The organism is Mesorhizobium sp. M0678, assembly GCF_040320505.1.
GTDB lineage: Bacteria > Pseudomonadota > Alphaproteobacteria > Rhizobiales > Rhizobiaceae > Mesorhizobium.
In genome coordinates this window covers 1-15,299 of the sequence record NZ_JAMYPT010000048.1, presented here as the reverse complement: position 1 = coordinate 15,299, position 15,299 = coordinate 1, and the positions used below count along the sequence as shown (strand labels likewise).

General features: G+C 61.1%; 12 protein-coding genes and 4 pseudogenes. 6 read left to right on the top strand and 10 right to left on the bottom strand.

Going from position 1 to position 15,299, the window contains the following annotated elements; translation table 11 throughout:
* Positions 1-98: 98 nt before the first annotated feature.
* The 3 genes and pseudogenes from NKI29_RS32580 to NKI29_RS32570 form a co-directional block, all read right to left on the bottom strand.
* Positions 99-359 (bottom strand): hypothetical protein, encoded by a 261-nt coding sequence (locus NKI29_RS32580; RefSeq protein WP_352798596.1) that lies wholly within the window; start codon positions 357-359, stop codon positions 99-101.
* A gap of 761 nt (positions 360-1,120) precedes the next feature.
* Entirely contained in the window at positions 1,121-1,894 is a 774-nt protein-coding gene (locus NKI29_RS32575) for a MurR/RpiR family transcriptional regulator (protein ID WP_352798594.1), read from the bottom strand.
* A gap of 1,030 nt (positions 1,895-2,924) precedes the next feature.
* A pseudogene (locus NKI29_RS32570) lies at positions 2,925-3,383 on the bottom strand (Tn3 family transposase); the annotation flags it as partial.
* Here NKI29_RS32570 and NKI29_RS33580 point away from each other — a divergent pair.
* Complete coding sequence (locus NKI29_RS33580) at positions 3,273-3,572, top strand: recombinase family protein (protein ID WP_502896753.1); 300 nt, start codon at positions 3,273-3,275, stop codon at positions 3,570-3,572. The pseudogene NKI29_RS32570 and the gene NKI29_RS33580 overlap by 111 nt on opposite strands.
* Before the next feature lie 386 nt (positions 3,573-3,958).
* On the opposite strand, the gene NKI29_RS32560 is transcribed toward NKI29_RS33580, so the two are convergent.
* From NKI29_RS32560 to NKI29_RS32550, 3 genes are all read right to left on the bottom strand, one after another.
* Positions 3,959-4,486: an FMN-binding negative transcriptional regulator gene (locus NKI29_RS32560; RefSeq protein ID WP_352579574.1), complete on the bottom strand. Its 528-nt coding sequence runs from the start codon at positions 4,484-4,486 to the stop codon at positions 3,959-3,961.
* Positions 4,487-4,636: 150 nt separating this feature from the next.
* Positions 4,637-5,539: a dihydrodipicolinate synthase family protein gene (locus tag NKI29_RS32555; protein ID WP_352798593.1), complete on the bottom strand. Its 903-nt coding sequence runs from the start codon at positions 5,537-5,539 to the stop codon at positions 4,637-4,639.
* A gap of 52 nt (positions 5,540-5,591) precedes the next feature.
* Entirely contained in the window at positions 5,592-6,824 is a 1,233-nt protein-coding gene (locus NKI29_RS32550) for a trans-sulfuration enzyme family protein (protein WP_352798591.1), read from the bottom strand.
* Positions 6,825-6,907: 83 nt separating this feature from the next.
* Between NKI29_RS32550 and pdxR the strand changes: the two genes are divergently transcribed.
* The 5 genes and pseudogenes from pdxR (at position 6,908) to NKI29_RS32525 (ending at position 11,878) form a co-directional block, all read left to right on the top strand.
* Entirely contained in the window at positions 6,908-8,404 is a 1,497-nt protein-coding gene (gene pdxR / locus NKI29_RS32545; protein ID WP_502896752.1) for a MocR-like pyridoxine biosynthesis transcription factor PdxR, read from the top strand.
* 158 nt (positions 8,405-8,562) lie between these two features.
* Positions 8,563-9,051 (top strand): annotated as a pseudogene (locus NKI29_RS32540) (MOSC domain-containing protein).
* Between the two features lie 6 nt (positions 9,052-9,057).
* The gene (locus NKI29_RS32535) at positions 9,058-10,008 is read left to right on the top strand and encodes a PDR/VanB family oxidoreductase (protein ID WP_352798589.1); all 951 of its coding nucleotides are present in this window, start codon (positions 9,058-9,060) and stop codon (positions 10,006-10,008) included.
* A gap of 50 nt (positions 10,009-10,058) precedes the next feature.
* Positions 10,059-11,042: pseudogene (locus tag NKI29_RS32530) on the top strand (thiamine pyrophosphate-binding protein); the annotation flags it as partial.
* Positions 11,043-11,404: 362 nt separating this feature from the next.
* Positions 11,405-11,878: a B3/B4 domain-containing protein gene (locus NKI29_RS32525; protein WP_352798587.1), complete on the top strand. Its 474-nt coding sequence runs from the start codon at positions 11,405-11,407 to the stop codon at positions 11,876-11,878.
* A gap of 199 nt (positions 11,879-12,077) precedes the next feature.
* Here the strand turns inward: NKI29_RS32525 and NKI29_RS32520 are convergent.
* The 4 genes and pseudogenes from NKI29_RS32520 to NKI29_RS32505 form a co-directional block, all read right to left on the bottom strand.
* A pseudogene (locus tag NKI29_RS32520) lies at positions 12,078-12,286 on the bottom strand (biotin synthase BioB); the annotation flags it as partial.
* 331 nt (positions 12,287-12,617) lie between these two features.
* Positions 12,618-13,700 carry an HPP family protein gene (locus tag NKI29_RS32515; RefSeq protein WP_352798585.1) on the bottom strand — a complete coding sequence of 361 codons (1,083 nt, stop codon included), beginning with the start codon at positions 13,698-13,700 and terminating at the stop codon, positions 12,618-12,620.
* A gap of 671 nt (positions 13,701-14,371) precedes the next feature.
* Entirely contained in the window at positions 14,372-14,677 is a 306-nt protein-coding gene (locus NKI29_RS32510) for an ABC transporter permease family protein (RefSeq protein ID WP_352798584.1), read from the bottom strand.
* Positions 14,674-14,823, bottom strand: a complete 150-nt coding sequence (locus NKI29_RS32505; protein WP_352779598.1) for a hypothetical protein — start codon at positions 14,821-14,823, stop codon at positions 14,674-14,676. The genes NKI29_RS32510 and NKI29_RS32505 overlap by 4 nt, the downstream gene beginning before the upstream one ends.
* Between the last annotated feature and the right edge of the window lie 476 nt (positions 14,824-15,299).

The window sequence follows — 15,299 nt, the reverse complement described above, 5'->3', positions numbered from 1 at the left end:
CCGACCAGCTCCGCCGATCGCCCGTTGCTCAACCCGCGCCATACGGCGTACAACCCGCCGAGGCTCTAATTGCGGCTGGATGAAAATTCGGTGGCAGGTCACACCGGATCGATGCCGAGGATGATCTGAGCCATCTCCTCATAGCTGGCGTTGTCGGCAGATGCATCGACAAACCTTAGATAGGTCCTGAAGTGCTCCCTATCGTAGGTGGTCAGGCTGTCGGACCAAGGGACTTCCTCTTTAAGGCCTGGTTCAACGTCTGGGTATTTCACCATCACATCGGGCTCCGGAAGTAAGAATCGGAAGTCGAGAATTTCCTTCGACACGCGGGCTAAGCGGAGAGGAAACATCGTCTCCAAGACGAGGTCCCGATTAAGGTCCGCAAGCCCCCGCTCGAGGCGATGTGCGCATCTGCGGGGCAAATCAGGCCCAGGTTAGAAAGGAATCGGAAAAAGGCTCAATACCATGCGGCTGCACATCTGTTTTCGAGGAATGCTCGGACAGGGCTTCGTAAAGAACCTCCAACAGGATGAGAAGCGTAGTCGGTCCTGCGCAACCGCTCCCGCGAACTCGGAATCAGCTCAAAATCGTCTTTTTATCCGCGTCATGACGACGGGGCTTGACCAATCCCCGCTGCTTGACTCGCCGACTCATAGTGCAGATTGCCTGCGTGTTTCGGCAATTCCCGGACACAGCCCTGGAGTGTACCCCACCCCTGTCCGGCTTTTGCGAAATGCGCAGATTGCCGGCAATCGAAAAGGCCCGACAGCAGTTGACACCCTCTTTCGAGCCACGGCACGATCAACAAAGTGGTCGCTTCGCATCCTCGAGCTATTGCGCTGATGATACCGTCTGGACCCAGCACCGTTCCGGCTAGGCCGTGGCTTGCCAAATAGGCTAAAATGTCTGTTGCGGCGGGTGCTCGTCGAGTTTACTCACGCTCGTCCCCCTTGCCTGATCTCATCTCCGGTGCTGGGGGCTGGCAGCAAGCACCAGGTGGCGCGGCTCGACCTTCGCAGGAAACGCGGCGGTTCATGTTCGCCGCCTCTGGCTCGAGCACGTGCCCAAGGTGAGATTCGGGTATGGCGTCGAAACTGGCCGGATTAGCCTAGTCAGGCGTTCAAACTTCCCTCACCTGCAGACACTGGCAGAGATATTCGCTCAGCAATACTACAGGCGGAACATGCATCGCCGACCCGGACTGTGGCCAAGCTCCAGCCGAGGTAAACAAGACCGCCTCGTCGGCAGTCTGAGCGATCGGGCAGTCCGCGCGGGTCGTAATGGCAATCGTATATGCTCCGGTTTTGCGCGCAATTGCCAGAAAAGCCCTGGTTTCCTCAGTGTGGCCAAGCGAGGAAACGCCAAGAGCAAGGCCCGACGAGCCAAGTCTCCGCGCAAGAGCGTGAGACATGGTGGCGGACCCCGAGGAATGCGCGGGGAACCCTAGCCAGATCAGCCGCATGGCCAAAATATCAGCGCAGACTGAAGACGGCCCCGCGCCAAACACTTCGACGCGACGGGCCGCTCGGACGCGGTTGGCAAGCCCAGTAATTTGAAGATCGTCAAAACCTCGAGCGGACGCGGCAATTGAGCTTTGTAAAGCAGTACTGAGAGCGGCGACTCCCGGTGCTACGTCTATATCTTCTGGTGCGGCGCGTTCAGCCAGCTCAATCAGCGTTACCCGCTCAATGTCGCCGCTGAGCGCAATCTTAAACTCGCGGAATCCCGAGAGTCCCAGCCTTCGGCAAAATCTTATTATTGAAGCAGGCCCAGTTGCGGTGTCGTGCGCTAGGTCGGCGATGGACATCGTTAGAACAGCCTTCGGATCTTGCTCAATATACAGAGCTATACGTGCGAGCGCACTCGGAGCCGTATTGATTACATCATGGATCATGTCTAGCAGTGATTGCTGTGTCCGTCGGGGCTCTTGCATACTGTCCTAAGGTGTTCGATTCAATTGGAACTCAACTCCCCTACCCGAAGGCAAGGGAAATCCCCTGAATAACTCGAGTCTGCTGCAGGTGCATTGACGCAGATCAAAGACAAGTTCGATGCCGGATTTCCGGCCTGCTTCGTTCGCGGCGGCAGCCATTCCGAGCACCACGCTTTAGATGTCAGTGCGGATTCCGACGACAACGGCGTTCCGACCCAAAAACCGGATTCTCCATCGGTGTCCGCGAATTTCTGGTACACGCATTCCAGCTGGAGCACAGGTTCATGCCAACCTGATGGCAAAGTTTGTGTAAGCCAGCCAAGGTGGCCCGCTGTGTGGCAGCCAGATCGACCAAACATCGCATTCTCCAGCGGCGCAAGTCCCCCGGACGAGGCCGGAGTCGCACCTTTCGGGGGCCAACCTGCTCCGCTGAGCCCTCCGTTGGTCCTAGCGCTTTAGGTCTTGTGCACTCTTACGATTGACTGGGTCTGAGCCACTCCCACGGCTACGAAGACGAACCCACCTTGGCGTTATTCACCTATGTAACGCAGTATCGGCGCAGATTGGTTCAAGCTGCAAGATGGATGCGATTGCGCCCCGCCATCTTGGCGGAATAGAGAGCCGTATCAGCCCGAGCCAGCATATCTCGGTGGTGGTGTCGCCCGCGCGAGCAGTAGCGACTCCAGCCGAGAAGGTGTATCCAAATTCTAACTTCTCCCTGAGCGGCCGTGAGTTGCGAACACAGTTGAGCATCCTTGCGATGATCAGCTCCGCTGCAGCAGCTAATGTGTTTGGCAACACCAGGACGAATTCTTCTCCGCCCACGCGGCGAAACAGTCGGATCGTCTTACCTCTTTGTTCCCCCGGTCGACGAGTGCCGCCCTGAGACCCTCGATAAGGGATGCATCTTCGGAGTAAAGAGGACGCCCTATCGGCACCTACGCAAACTGTTGTTGAACGACCTGGCTGCAGCGCCGAGGCGCCCAAGATCGCGATCTTCAACCAGGCGCACGCCGTCGAGCTTGTTCCGCTTGAGGCGGTGCGCAAACTTTTTCAGCCGCCAATCGAGCTTCCGGCCGCGCCGATCGAGCCATTCGTCGGCGGCTGACGGCAACCCAAGTTTCGAAACGATCGGTGCGGCCACCGGCTCGGGCAAGAGATAGCTGTCGAAACGACGGTACGCGGAAGACCGTTCCACCCACACGTCCCCAGAACCCAGCTTGTTGCGCAAATGGGCGAGCATTGCCGTTTCATAGAGCGGGCGATTGATCTTGCCATCCGGGCCGATCACCAGCTTGCGCCAGTCCTTCTTGAACGGCATCGGCGCATCGGGGGGAACATCGCGTTTGCCCGATCTCTTCAGTTCGCGGAGCATACGGATTCCGGCGATCGTGCGGGCGCTTCTCCGCCCGCCTTTGAATTCCAAGGCCTCGATCAGCGTCGAGGCGAACGCCAGATCGACCTGCTCAGTCTGGAAGAGAAGATCGATACATCCTCAGCCGCAGGCGAGCTCGTGTTCCGTGTATTCGGTGCGATCGCTCATTTCGAGCGACGGCTGATTTCCGAGCGCACGAAAGATGGCGTGGCTGCAGCACGGGCGAAAGGGAGACAACCCGGTCGGCAACCGCTCGACATGTAAAAGGTCGAGGCCGCCATCAAGCTGATCAAGGCCAACATGTCGCCGACCGAAGCTGCGAGGCACTGGGTCTCGGCCGATCGACCGTCTATCGCCGAAATGAGGCGACTGGGCATCAGTCGGCCAGCGCAGTGAGCACTTCCGACGCTTTGCAAACTCTCGCTCTGGGAACTTCAAGGGCAAAGCGTGACCCGTTTTCGTCGTTGACTGCTCAATTGGGCCGACCGCTACGCCTGGAAGGCTGACGTTGCTGGGTCGGCTGGACCGGTCTCTGGAAGGCGGCGTGCAATTTCGTGTGCCAGGCGCTTATCGTTCGCTCGGCTTTTCGCAGTACCATCCAGTAGGGCAAGCTTTGCTGACATTCATCAAAGTGCGATGGGCCACGCTCTTCAGCCTTGTTCGGGCTTCCGGCGGGCGGCTGCAAGCATCGCCTGACCGACGCGCCGGTCGCCTTGGGCGTTCAGCATTTCGCCGGCATTGCAGATATCACGTGCCTCCTTGTTCTGGCTGAGCTTGGCTTTGCCTACAAGGCGGGTGATCTCGATCTCCAGGCCGATGATCGCCTTGACCATAGTGTCGATGAAGTCCTTCGGTGCGTTACCCATCTTCCATGGGACAGGCTCAGTCGCCTCGTGCCTGTGAGTCAGTTTGGCGACATTGCGGCGGACATAGCGTTCGTCGTCGTGGATTGTGATCCGTCCATATGCATGTGCGACGAGGTAGTTCCAGGTCGGCACCTGCTTGTGGAACTCCTGCTTGCTCGGATACCACCGCGGCGAAATGTAGGCGTCGGCGGCGCGGAACACCACGAGCACCTCATCGCCGGTCGCCACGTCCTGCCAAACTGGATTGTTGCGTGCGACGTGGCAGCGAAGGGTACCGTTTTCTCCCTGTGACGTGTCGAGTTCGAAGGGGATGTGATCGGCGTCGAGACCGCTCCAGCCATGGTTATCAGAACGCCGAGTGCGTTGTTCTCGATCAGTTCGTAAAGGACTTCTCGGCTCGGTTCATCGAAATGAGCGGGTAAATACATGACAGTTCCTTTCACTGGCCGCCGGGTTCGCTGTTCACCGGCTGACATCCGATGGCAAGCGTTCCAACGCGGCGGCGATCTGGCGCTTCGCTGCTGAGGGCAGAGGCAGGATGGGACGCGGGGGGTCGGCACGGCAAATGTCGAGCAATTCGGCAAGTGCATAGACGACGCGAAGGCTCGAGAACTCCTTGAAGAGGCTCCAGAGCGGCGCAAGCGTGGCATCGATCCGTCGCGCTTCGGCCGCATCGCCCTGTTGCGCCGCCGTGACGATCTTCACGCAGACCTCGGGCAGGATGCCGGCGAGGACGCTGTACCATGTGTCGGCGCCGGCGATCATGGCCTCTGCGGCGTTCCAGTCGCCGCTGTAGCCGATCGAGAACCCTTCCGGCACAGTGCGCCTCTGGTCGGCCAGATGGCTCTTGATCGCATCGCCCTTGTCTGTCGGATTCTTGATAGCGACAATCCCACCCACCTTTGCCAGGCGGCTGACGAGTGCTGGGGTGAAATGGAAATGCGTCGTTCCTGGATTGTCGTAGACGACGATCGGCAGGCCGCTCTCGCACGCCACCGTCGAGAAATGTTCGAACACCTCGTCCTCAGTGAGCGGGGTGTAGGAGGCGGCCGCAAGCAGCCCCGCGGCAACTCCAAGGGCCTTGGCGTCCTGCGCGAACCTCACTGCTTCATCGGTGCGCAACGCGCCCACACCCACCACGACCGGCGTTCGCCCGGCGATTTCGTCCAAGGTCTCGGCGAGCGTCCGTCGCCGTTCCTCGCGCGACAGATACATGTAGGTGCCGGTGCTGCCGAGAAGACCGATGGAGTCGACCTGAGCGGCGCCAAGCCGAGCAATCAGCCTGCGCAGAGCAACGGTATCGACGCGGCCATCACGATCGGTCGGCGTGATGGGAAACGCGGAAAGGCCGCTCAGGAATGCCATGGCGAGGCTCCGGGTTTGTACGCGAGCGCGGGACTGGCCGGACCACAGGTCATCACAAGACGTCCAGAGCCCGCCGCAGGTCGGCGATTAGGTCATCGGCGTCTTCAAGACCCACCGAGAGACGCATGAGGTCCTCGCCGACTCCATCGGCCAGATGCGCATCCTTGCGGATCGGCTGACGAGCACGGGTCAGGCTTGCCGGATGATAGATGAGGCTGTCGGCATCGCCGAGGCTGACAGCCCGGGTGATCAGGTTGAGCCGGTCCATCATCCGGCGCGCGCCCTCGAATCCGGCGTGGGGGCCAAAGGCCAACATGCCCGACCCGTGGGACATCTGCTTTCGCGCCGTCACCTGATCAGGGTGCGAGTCGAGGAAGGGATAACTCACCCATGCCACCGCCGGGTGCGCCTCGAGCGCCTGAGCCACCGCAAGGGCAGTGGCGCTGTGGCGTTCCATGCGCAGCGTGAGCGTCTTCAGACCGCGCAGGATCAGGAAGGCTGACATGGGCGAGAGCGCTGCGCCGGTGATGTAGCGCAGGCCCGTCTCGTGCAGCGTGCGGAGCGTTTGCGCGTCGCCGAGAATCGCCCCGCCAAGGGCGTCACCATGCCCATTGATGTATTTGGTCAGCGAGTGGAGCACGAGGTCGGCCCCATGTTCGAGCGGCCGCTGGAGCGCGGGCGAGGCGAAGGTGCTGTCGACTGCAACCTTTACACCGCGCGCGTGGGCGCGCTCGGCAATGGCAGCGATGTCGAGGATGCGGCTCAGCGGATTCACCGGCGTCTCGAAAAAAACAAGCCGGGTCCGCTCGGTAATCGCGGCATCGAGATTTTGAGGATCGGACAGGTCGACCGCGACGACCTTGATGCCGAAGCGGGGGACCGCCTGTTCGACCATGGCAAGCGTGTTCGCATAAAGTGTCCTGTGGACGATGAGTTCATCCCCTTGGGACAGGAGCGACAGGATCAGCGTCCCGAAAGCCGCCATCCCCGAGGCAACGACCAGACCTGCCTCGGCTCCTTCCAAATTGGCGAGCCGTTGCTCGAGGATCTCCGTCGTCGGATTGTATTCGCGCGCATAGAGCCTTCCGCCAAGCGCGGCGGCGGCCTCGTTCGCTGCCACGCTTTCGAATCCATAGGTCGAGGTCAAGAAGACTGGCGGCTGAACGGCATTGGAAAAGCCGGCGGGATCGTAGCCATGATGGATCGCCCGAGTGGCGAATCCGGGACCGGTGTCGTTGAGCGACCGCATGAGAGCATCGGTTTCCGATTGATAGGAGCGGGTCATTCGGCCTCTAAGATCTTGCTTGGGTTTCCGAAAGATTGACGGCAAACTGGCCAATGTGAAATATCCAGTTAGCAATGAATGAAATGGTCCAGTCTTCAAGTGCCGGTTCTGCAGGTCGCTCGCACGCGATGGGTGCACGCCAGATCTACGAGGCTCTTCGCGAGCAAATCCTCGGCGGCGTCTATGAAACCGGTAGTCAGCTGCCGTCCTCCCGCGGCCTGGCAGATGACCTTGGAGTTTCGCGAACGACGGTGACGGTCGCCTATGAGCAACTGACCGCGGAAGGTTTTATCGAAGTCCGTAAAGGCGCACGACCTCGCGTTGCATCCTCGCTGATCGGTCCTGAGACGAGCCGCACTGTCGCGAAACGAGTCGGCCCGGTTCTTCTGTCCGCCTATGGGCGACGACTGCGCGCTACACCGCCCTGGCCAGATTATCTGCCGAATGCGCTAAAGGTCGATTTCCGCTATGGCGACCTGGCGCCGTCAGATTTCCCTGCATTGATCTGGAAACGCGCGATGAACGAGGCAATGGCGCAGCGCCCGTTGCGTCTTGCCTATGACGACCCTCGCGGCTCGCGCCGGCTGCGTCAGGCGCTCCAGGGCTATCTCTGGCGCGCCCGAACCCTGAGCTGCGACCTCGAGCAGATCATCATCGTCAACGGTTCGCAGCAGGGCCTCGACCTGTGCGCGCGCCTGCTTCTCGATCGTGCCGACCGCTTCGTCATCGAGGACCCGTGCTACAGGATGGCGCGTCAGGTCTTTGCCAGCACAGGCGCCTCGCCCATCCCGGTCACCGTCGACGAGGACGGGATGAAGACGGAGTTGCTGGCGGGGATTGGTGCACGACTGGCCTATGTCACGCCATCGCATCAGTTTCCGCTGGGCGGCGTCATGCCGATCACACGCCGCCATCAGCTTCTGGAATGGGCGCGGCACAACAACGCCTATGTGATCGAGGACGACTACGACAGCGAATATCGCTACGACATCAATCCGGTCCCTCCGCTGCACAGTCTCGAGGACCACGGGGCTGTCATCTACCTCGGCACGATCTCCAAAACGCTCTCGCCGATGCTGCGTATCGGCTACCTCGTCGTCCCGCCGGAATTGCAGGAGGTCTTCGCAACCGCCAAACAATTCGCGGACCGGCATTCGCCGGTGGCTGAACAGGAGGCTCTGGCCTCTTTGATCGAGAGTGGCGGCTACGAAAGCCATGTGCGGCGCGTGCGCAGGCTGAACGGCGAGCGTCGGGGGACGTTGTTGGGCGCCTTGCGGCGCAGCTTCGGCGATCGCATCGCTGTCCAGGGAGCAGAGGCCGGTCTGCACGTCGTCGTTTGGTTCGACGAACTGCCGCGATCGCGGGAAACGAGCCTGGTCGAAGCCGCCCGAGGCGCGGGCCTGGGGCTACACCTGATCTCGCCCCTTTACGAGCGGCAGTCGGACGAAGGCCACATCGATCGCATGGGGCTTGTCATGGGCTATGCCGCCTTGAGCATTCGGCAGATCGAGAAGGGCGTTGACGTCCTGCGAGCGGTTGTCAGGCAGGTACAAGACGGGTTGCCGGGACACGGTGGCTAAAACGGCGGGGACGCGGCGTGCTGGCGAGGAAACCGACCCTTGGGCTGAACCGCGTTTCGTTGCAAAGCCAACTGGACTGGGAAAACGCCATACCATGCTGTTGATCAGGCCAGTTTGGCGGCAGATTTTCGTGCGAGACGAATTTCCGAGAGCGATGCATGCGGCAAGGAAAACTGCTTCACATCCATATCGCGCCCGCTGCCTTTTATGAAATGGAGGATCTGGCGGAGGCGTAGCTTGTTGCCGGCCAAGGCATTGTCGGAGATCGCTACTACCTGGGGGCGGGGACCTATTCGGCGCGTCCCGACGTTCGCGAGGTGACGCTGATCGAAGCTGAAGTTCTGGAAGCCATCGCGCAGGGCGAACCCAGGATACCGGGCTTCAAGGCCAAGCTTGCGCCCGAAGATCACCGGCGCAATCTGACGACACGAGGCGCTCCGCTAGGCCATCTTGTCGGCAAACGCTTCCGGGTCGGGGAAACGATCCTTAGAGCCGTCCGGATGAATGTCCCGTGCAAGTATATCGAGGAGTTGCTGGGGCTTCCGGGTCTCTACGACGGGCTTCTGAACCGCTCCGGCCTGAACTGCGCAATCGAGGTCGGGGGCGTGATCCGCCCCGGTGATCTGATCTTGCCCATCGACGAGTGAAACGCCATGGCCTCGCCCCGCATCGTCATGAAGCTGACCGTGACCGCTGTCCGCAAGGAGCCGGGGGAAGTACTGGTCATCGGCCTCAAACACCCGCGCAAACCTGTGCTGCCGCCGTTCGAGGCGGGTTCTCACGTCGATGTCCATCTGCCTGAAGGGAAGGTGCGTCAGTATTCTCTTTGCGGCGACCCGACCGAGCTCAGCCGCTACACCATCGCGGTGAAGCGCGAGAATGACGGCCGTGGCGGCTCGGCGTGGATCCACGAAACCATTGCCGTCGGCTCCACACTGCCTGTCTCCGCGCCACGCAACCATTTTGCGCTCAAGCCAGGCGAGGGGCCGACTTTGCTGCTGGCAGGGGGGATCGGGATCACCCCGGTTCTGGCCATGGCGCGCGCGCTCACCCGGCAGGCCAAGCCCTTCGAGTTGCACTATTTCACCTGCAGCCGGGCGCTCACGCCACTCTTGCCGGTGATCGAGGGCGATCTTCCTGGCGGCAATGTTCGGCTCCATTTCGACGACGAGACGGCGACCCGGCAGGACATCGCCGCGCTGCTGGCGAACCGTTCGGCCGAGGCACAGGTTTACTATTGCGGACCGCCCGGATTCATGGCCGCCGTGGGGCGGGCGGCTGAACACTGGCCTGAGGGCACGGTTCATTTCGAAACTTTCCAGCCTCCCGACTTTGATGGCGCACCACCGGAACCATTCGTCATAGAACTCCGTGAGGGCAGGATGGTTGAGGTTTCGGCGCAGACCACGGCGCTCGCGGCTCTGCGCGCCGCCGGGGTGCCCTTACTGGCCTCATGCGAGAACGGGGTTTGCGGGACCTGCGAATGCGTTATGCTTAGTGGACAGCCGATCCATCGGGATTCCGTCCTGTCCAAAGACGCACGCGGCCATCGCTTCATCCCCTGCGTGTCACGCGCGACGGGCGTGCTGAAGCTCGATCTTTGACGATCTACTCTGGGAGGCATCGGTCCGACCGCTGATTTTCGGGGAAGTGAATGATGACGAAACTTGCATATTTGAACGAGATCGAGCGCTGCGCTTCCTGGCTCGCAGCCTGGACGATCCACCACGCCAACCACGTCCGCGAGGGAGATGAGATCAAGGTCGGCGGCCATCAGGCTTCTTCAGCCTCCCTGAGCACGATCATGACTGCACTCTACGGATCGGTGCTGCGCCCGCAGGACCGGGTGGCGGTCAAACCTCACGCGGCGCCGATCTTCCACGCACTCCAGTATCTCGCCGGCAACCAGACCCGTGAAAAGCTCATGAACTTTCGCGGTTACAAGGGCGCCCAAAGCTACCCTTCGCGGACCAAAGACATCGACGATGTCGATTTCTCGACCGGGTCGGTGGGTCTCGGCGTCGCGCAGACGCTGTTTTCCTCGCTGGTGCAGGACTACGTCTCGGCCCATGGCTGGATGAAGGGCCGCCCCGAGGGTCGGATGATCAGCCTGATCGGCGATGCCGAAATGGACGAGGGCAACATCTACGAAGCCCTGATCGAGGGCTGGAAGCACGGGCTACGGAACTGCTGGTGGATCGTGGACTACAACCGCCAGTCGCTCGACGCCGTGATCCGGGAGGGCCTCTGGCAGCGGTTCGAGCAGATTTTCCGCAATTTCGGCTGGGATGTGATGATCCTGCGCCATGGTGCGCAGCAAGAGGCAGCCTTCACTGAGCCGGGGGGCGAGAAGCTGCGTGAGTGGATCGAGCGGTGTCCCAACCAGCTCTATGCGGTGCTGACCTTCCAAGGGGGTGCTGCCTGGCGCAAGCGGCTCCTCGACGAGATCGGAGATCAGGGGCCGGTCGCCGCCCTGATTGAACGCCGCTCCGACGACGCGTTGCAGGCACTCATGACGAACCTTGGCGGGCATGAAATGCCGAGCCTCCTCGAAGCCTTCGAAGCGGCTTCCAGCCATGACCGGCCCGTCTGCTTCATCTGCTACACCATCAAGGGCTACGGTCGGCCGAATGATGGAATTATCCAGCGCATGGTGCGGCATGCACCACGCCGATGCTAGAAGATCTGGACGCTCGACAAGCACCCTTCTTCATACATCTCCCGAACGACCCCCATCGCAAAGCCTCCCCATGAGAAAAGAGCATCCCATATCTTTCACGCATTGATTGCCCCCGAGATCAAGGCCCGCTACCCGGATTTTCATCTGATCAGGATTGTGGTGCGGAACGCTGAAATCGACGTGCCGGATGCACAGGCGTTGAACGACACGATTGCGGCGGCGGAACAGGCCGCGCTTCGCGATGACGCCCAAAGGGACGCGCATCTTGCGGCGTGGGCCGTTGCCTACGAGGCTTTCGGCACAAAAGCCAATCGAACGCCGTGCTCGGCCGCCGCGCTTCTCAAGCGGGTGCGGAAAGATGGCTCTCTCCCGCGGATATCCCACTGGTTGATGCCTACAATGCCGTCAGCGTGTTGTATGGCGTTCCGATTGGCGGGGAGGATCTCGATCTTTACCAGGGCCTCCCGAGACTTTTAATTGCGAAGGGAGCGGAGCCATTCGACACGATCCAGCAAGGTGAAATGGTAACCGAGCATCCCGAACCGGGCGAAGTCATCTGGTGCGATGATGGCGGTGTCACGTGCCGCCGCTGGAACTGGCGGCAGGGGCGGCGCACCATGGTCACGGTCAATACCCGCGCCATGTGGCTCGTGCTGGAAGCCCTCGGCCCAATGTCAGCTAAACAGATGACGGCCACCGGAGAGCATCTGATGGGACTTATCCCAGCGTTGTGCCCGGGTGCGCGAATCGAAACCGCGCGGATCGACGAGTCCACTACATCTCGTGTCCCTTAGGGCATGGCCCACCTTTCGGAGAAACACCCCACTCAGCCCTGTCCGGATCTGGCGCTCCTTGCTCGCTCCGCTGGCCTACACAGTTGATTGCGAACGACCCAGAACGGCTCTCGAAAACGAGCGTCGAACGAAATCAGATCACCGTTTGTTCTCCCTTAGCGTTGTTTGGCGTACTTTTATCGCGATGCCCTCTGATACGCTGGCTGCAATAGCCGCAATCCTCCGGGCAGCCGCCTGTCTTGATGCTGAGAAGCCGGCTGAGCTGGACCTTGTTGGGATCGAAATTCTGGCGGTGCACGGTTTGCGCAAGGAAGAGGAGATTTTGAAGGGGGCATCGTGAAGTGCCTGAGCCTTCTCCAGGGTCCACGCTCCAGGGTCAGGGGATTGAGCCTGTGGCGATGTCTGCATTGAACTGGCTGTTTGCATGTCCATGCTGTTCCTCCGGTTCTGCCGTAAGGGTGTTTGCTGTGACGACGATCGGAAAGGACACTTGACCCACTTGTAGTCCGCGCCTTTGGTCGACATAGCGGACTGGCTCTGGCCACCGGCAAGGTTGAAGAGCGTTCCGTTGTTGCAGTCGTACTTGGCCTGCGTGAACCAGATGCGTGAGCGCGCGGTCGCGTTTCAGGGTTGATCTACTCGTAAAAAGGAATTGTCTTAGGCGGAAGGCCGCACTTAATACCGCTATCCTATTGGCGCCCCATCAGGTTCCCGGATTGAGCAAGTCCGGATCACTATTTTATGCCGCTGCCGGCGTTGTGTCGGCCATGTGCACGCGCGCTGCCGCTGCCAGCAGGTCGGTCTGGGTGATCAGCCCAATAATGCGTCGCTCGGCATCGACGATGACCACGGCATGGCTGCGGCCGTCGGTGAGCACCGGCAGCAGGCTCATGGCCGGCGTATCGGGAGAGGCGGTGCCAGCCTTCGACATCACAGCCCTCACCGCGTCGGTCGCCTTCGTCAGCTCGCGCAGGCCAACTACACCGACCAGCCCGCCCTCGGCGTCGGTCACCGGCAGCGTCCGGATGTTGTGATCGAGCAGCAAGTGACGCGCCTGGTCGGCAGGCGCATGTTCATCGACCGAAATCACATCGCGCGACATGATGTCCTCGCACAGCAGGGTCCGGTGGGAGCGCACCATCGCCTGCAACTCGACCTGCCGTAGCAGCCGCTCAAGATCGTTGCGGTCGATATCGAAGGTTTCCTCCAGCGCGCCGAGCGCGGCATCGACATCCTCGGGCTGGAAGCCGACCCGCTCCCGCGCCGGCGGATCGATGGTTCCATGCGCGCTTTTAAGGGCGGGGGCCGCCACATGCGGATAGTTGCGCCGCGACAGTTTATGGATGCCGTAGCCGAGTGCGACCAACACGATCGAGTTCAGCGCTACCGGAACGAAGGGAAACAGCAAGCCCGAGCTGAAGACGGCCGGTCCGCCGAACACCGCGGTTAAGGCGGCGGCGCCACCCGGCGGATGCAGGCAGCGCGTGAACGACATGGCGGCGATGGCCAGCGCCACCGCAATGCCGGTAGCAAGGACGGGTTCATGCACGAAATGCGCCACGATCACCCCGACCAGCGCCGAAACCGTATTGCCACCGATAATCGACCAAGGTTGCGCCAGCGGGCTTGAAGGCACGGCAAAGAGCAGCACGGCCGATGCTCCCATTGGAGCAACCAGCAGTGCGACATGTGGGCCAGACCCGTTCGCCAGCGCACTGATCACGCCAGTCAATGCGATGCCGATCATGGCCCCGATGCAGGCGAGCAGCCGCTCGCGCAGCGTTGCACCGGCAAGGATCGGAACAAAGAGACGAAACGCCATGGCATACCCTTGGGCGAGTGGTCGGAACTCCGCGGTCCGCAATGCAGGCAAAGCCACAGATTTGGAAGTTAAGCCAATTCGGAAAGTCGGCTCACGGGGGAATACTTTTGCGCGAAGCGGCCATTCCCAAATGGGTGCAGACATTTTGATCAGCCAGAGGAGGCGGACGGCACGCTGATCCGCTCGAGCGCAGCAAGAGGCCAAGGGCTACCGTGCCGCAGGCAGCCGGAAATGGGGATGGTCGGAAGTCGAGCTGGGATGGACACTAAGGAATTCAGAGGCTTCGAAAAGCGTGCTGACAATGTCGGCATGGCAAGACAAATCAGGCCCTTGTCGCTCCACTTCCGAGGCGAACTCCAGCGGAGTACGGCTTCTACGCGGTGCTTGGTCTGCCTGTCCTTGCCACCATCGGATTCGTTGGCTGCTGAAACATCCACCTGTAGCCGCTGAGAAGACGACTGCCGCCAGTGCCGTCGTGGAACCGCCATATGACGGCGGCTTGGTTACAAAGCCGGCTCGTGTCGATCGGGCGGGGAGCCTGATGTGACGTACATGGTCCAGAAAGTGGCCAATGAAGGTGCTGGCATCGTCAACGTGATCAGGTCACGTAATAGCGGTAACACAACCGCGACCACGAGCCTCTCAGGCGTTCGATGAGGCGGGAAATCCGATCACCAGACCAAGCGCGATTCCGCCATACTGCCACACACGAAACCGATCAGGTCACGTTCCAGGCTCGCCAGAAGATTGGAGCCGAGGCCACCTCGGCTGAACTCTGCCATGCCGCGGGCCGCCACCTCTCCCAGCCGCGGTAGAAAACGTGGGTCAGCAGCGCCGGCATGGGCGAGCAACTCCCAAATCGCGAGCATCGCCATCGACACCGCAAGCGGCCGCAGATGTCGGCCGATGGAGCGGAAGGGCGGCGGTGCGATGGAAGCGCCGTGCGACAGCCTATCCAGACCTGCAATCGTGATCATGCTGATCGTGGGGTCTCCGGACGCCAGCGTTGCAGATAGTTTTCGGCAAGCGTGAGCAGGCCGTGGATCACCAATCCGGTCAGGCCGACCACGATCATGGCCGAAAAGACGAGTTCCAATTGAAAGAGCTGACGACCATAGGCCATCAGGTATCGGAGCCCTTCGAACGATGCGATGAGTTCTACCGCAACCAGGGTCTGCCAGCCGTTGGCAAGGCCTTCTCGCAGCCCTGTAGAGATCGACGGCGGGCGAGAGGCAGCACGATCATCGTGAGTTTCGACCAGCGGCTGAACGAAAGGACACGGCCAGACCCCGTCTCACGACGACGCCGTTGCGCTTCGCTAAGCCTTCGCCGCCATCAGGCTGGGTAGAGGACTTGCACGTCTAAAGCTGTCGATCATGCTCGGCACATAAAAAAGGGCGGCATTGCTGCCGCCCTTTCCGTAATCTGAAGGCTGATGGATGTCTTAGAAGTCCATGCCGCCCATGCCGCCCATGCCACCGCCGGGCATACCAGCCGGCATGCCGCCGCCAGCCGACTCCTTCTTCGGAGCCTCCGCGATCATGGCTTCGGTGGTGACCAGCAGGCCGGCGACCGAGGCCGCGTCCTGCAGAGCCGTGC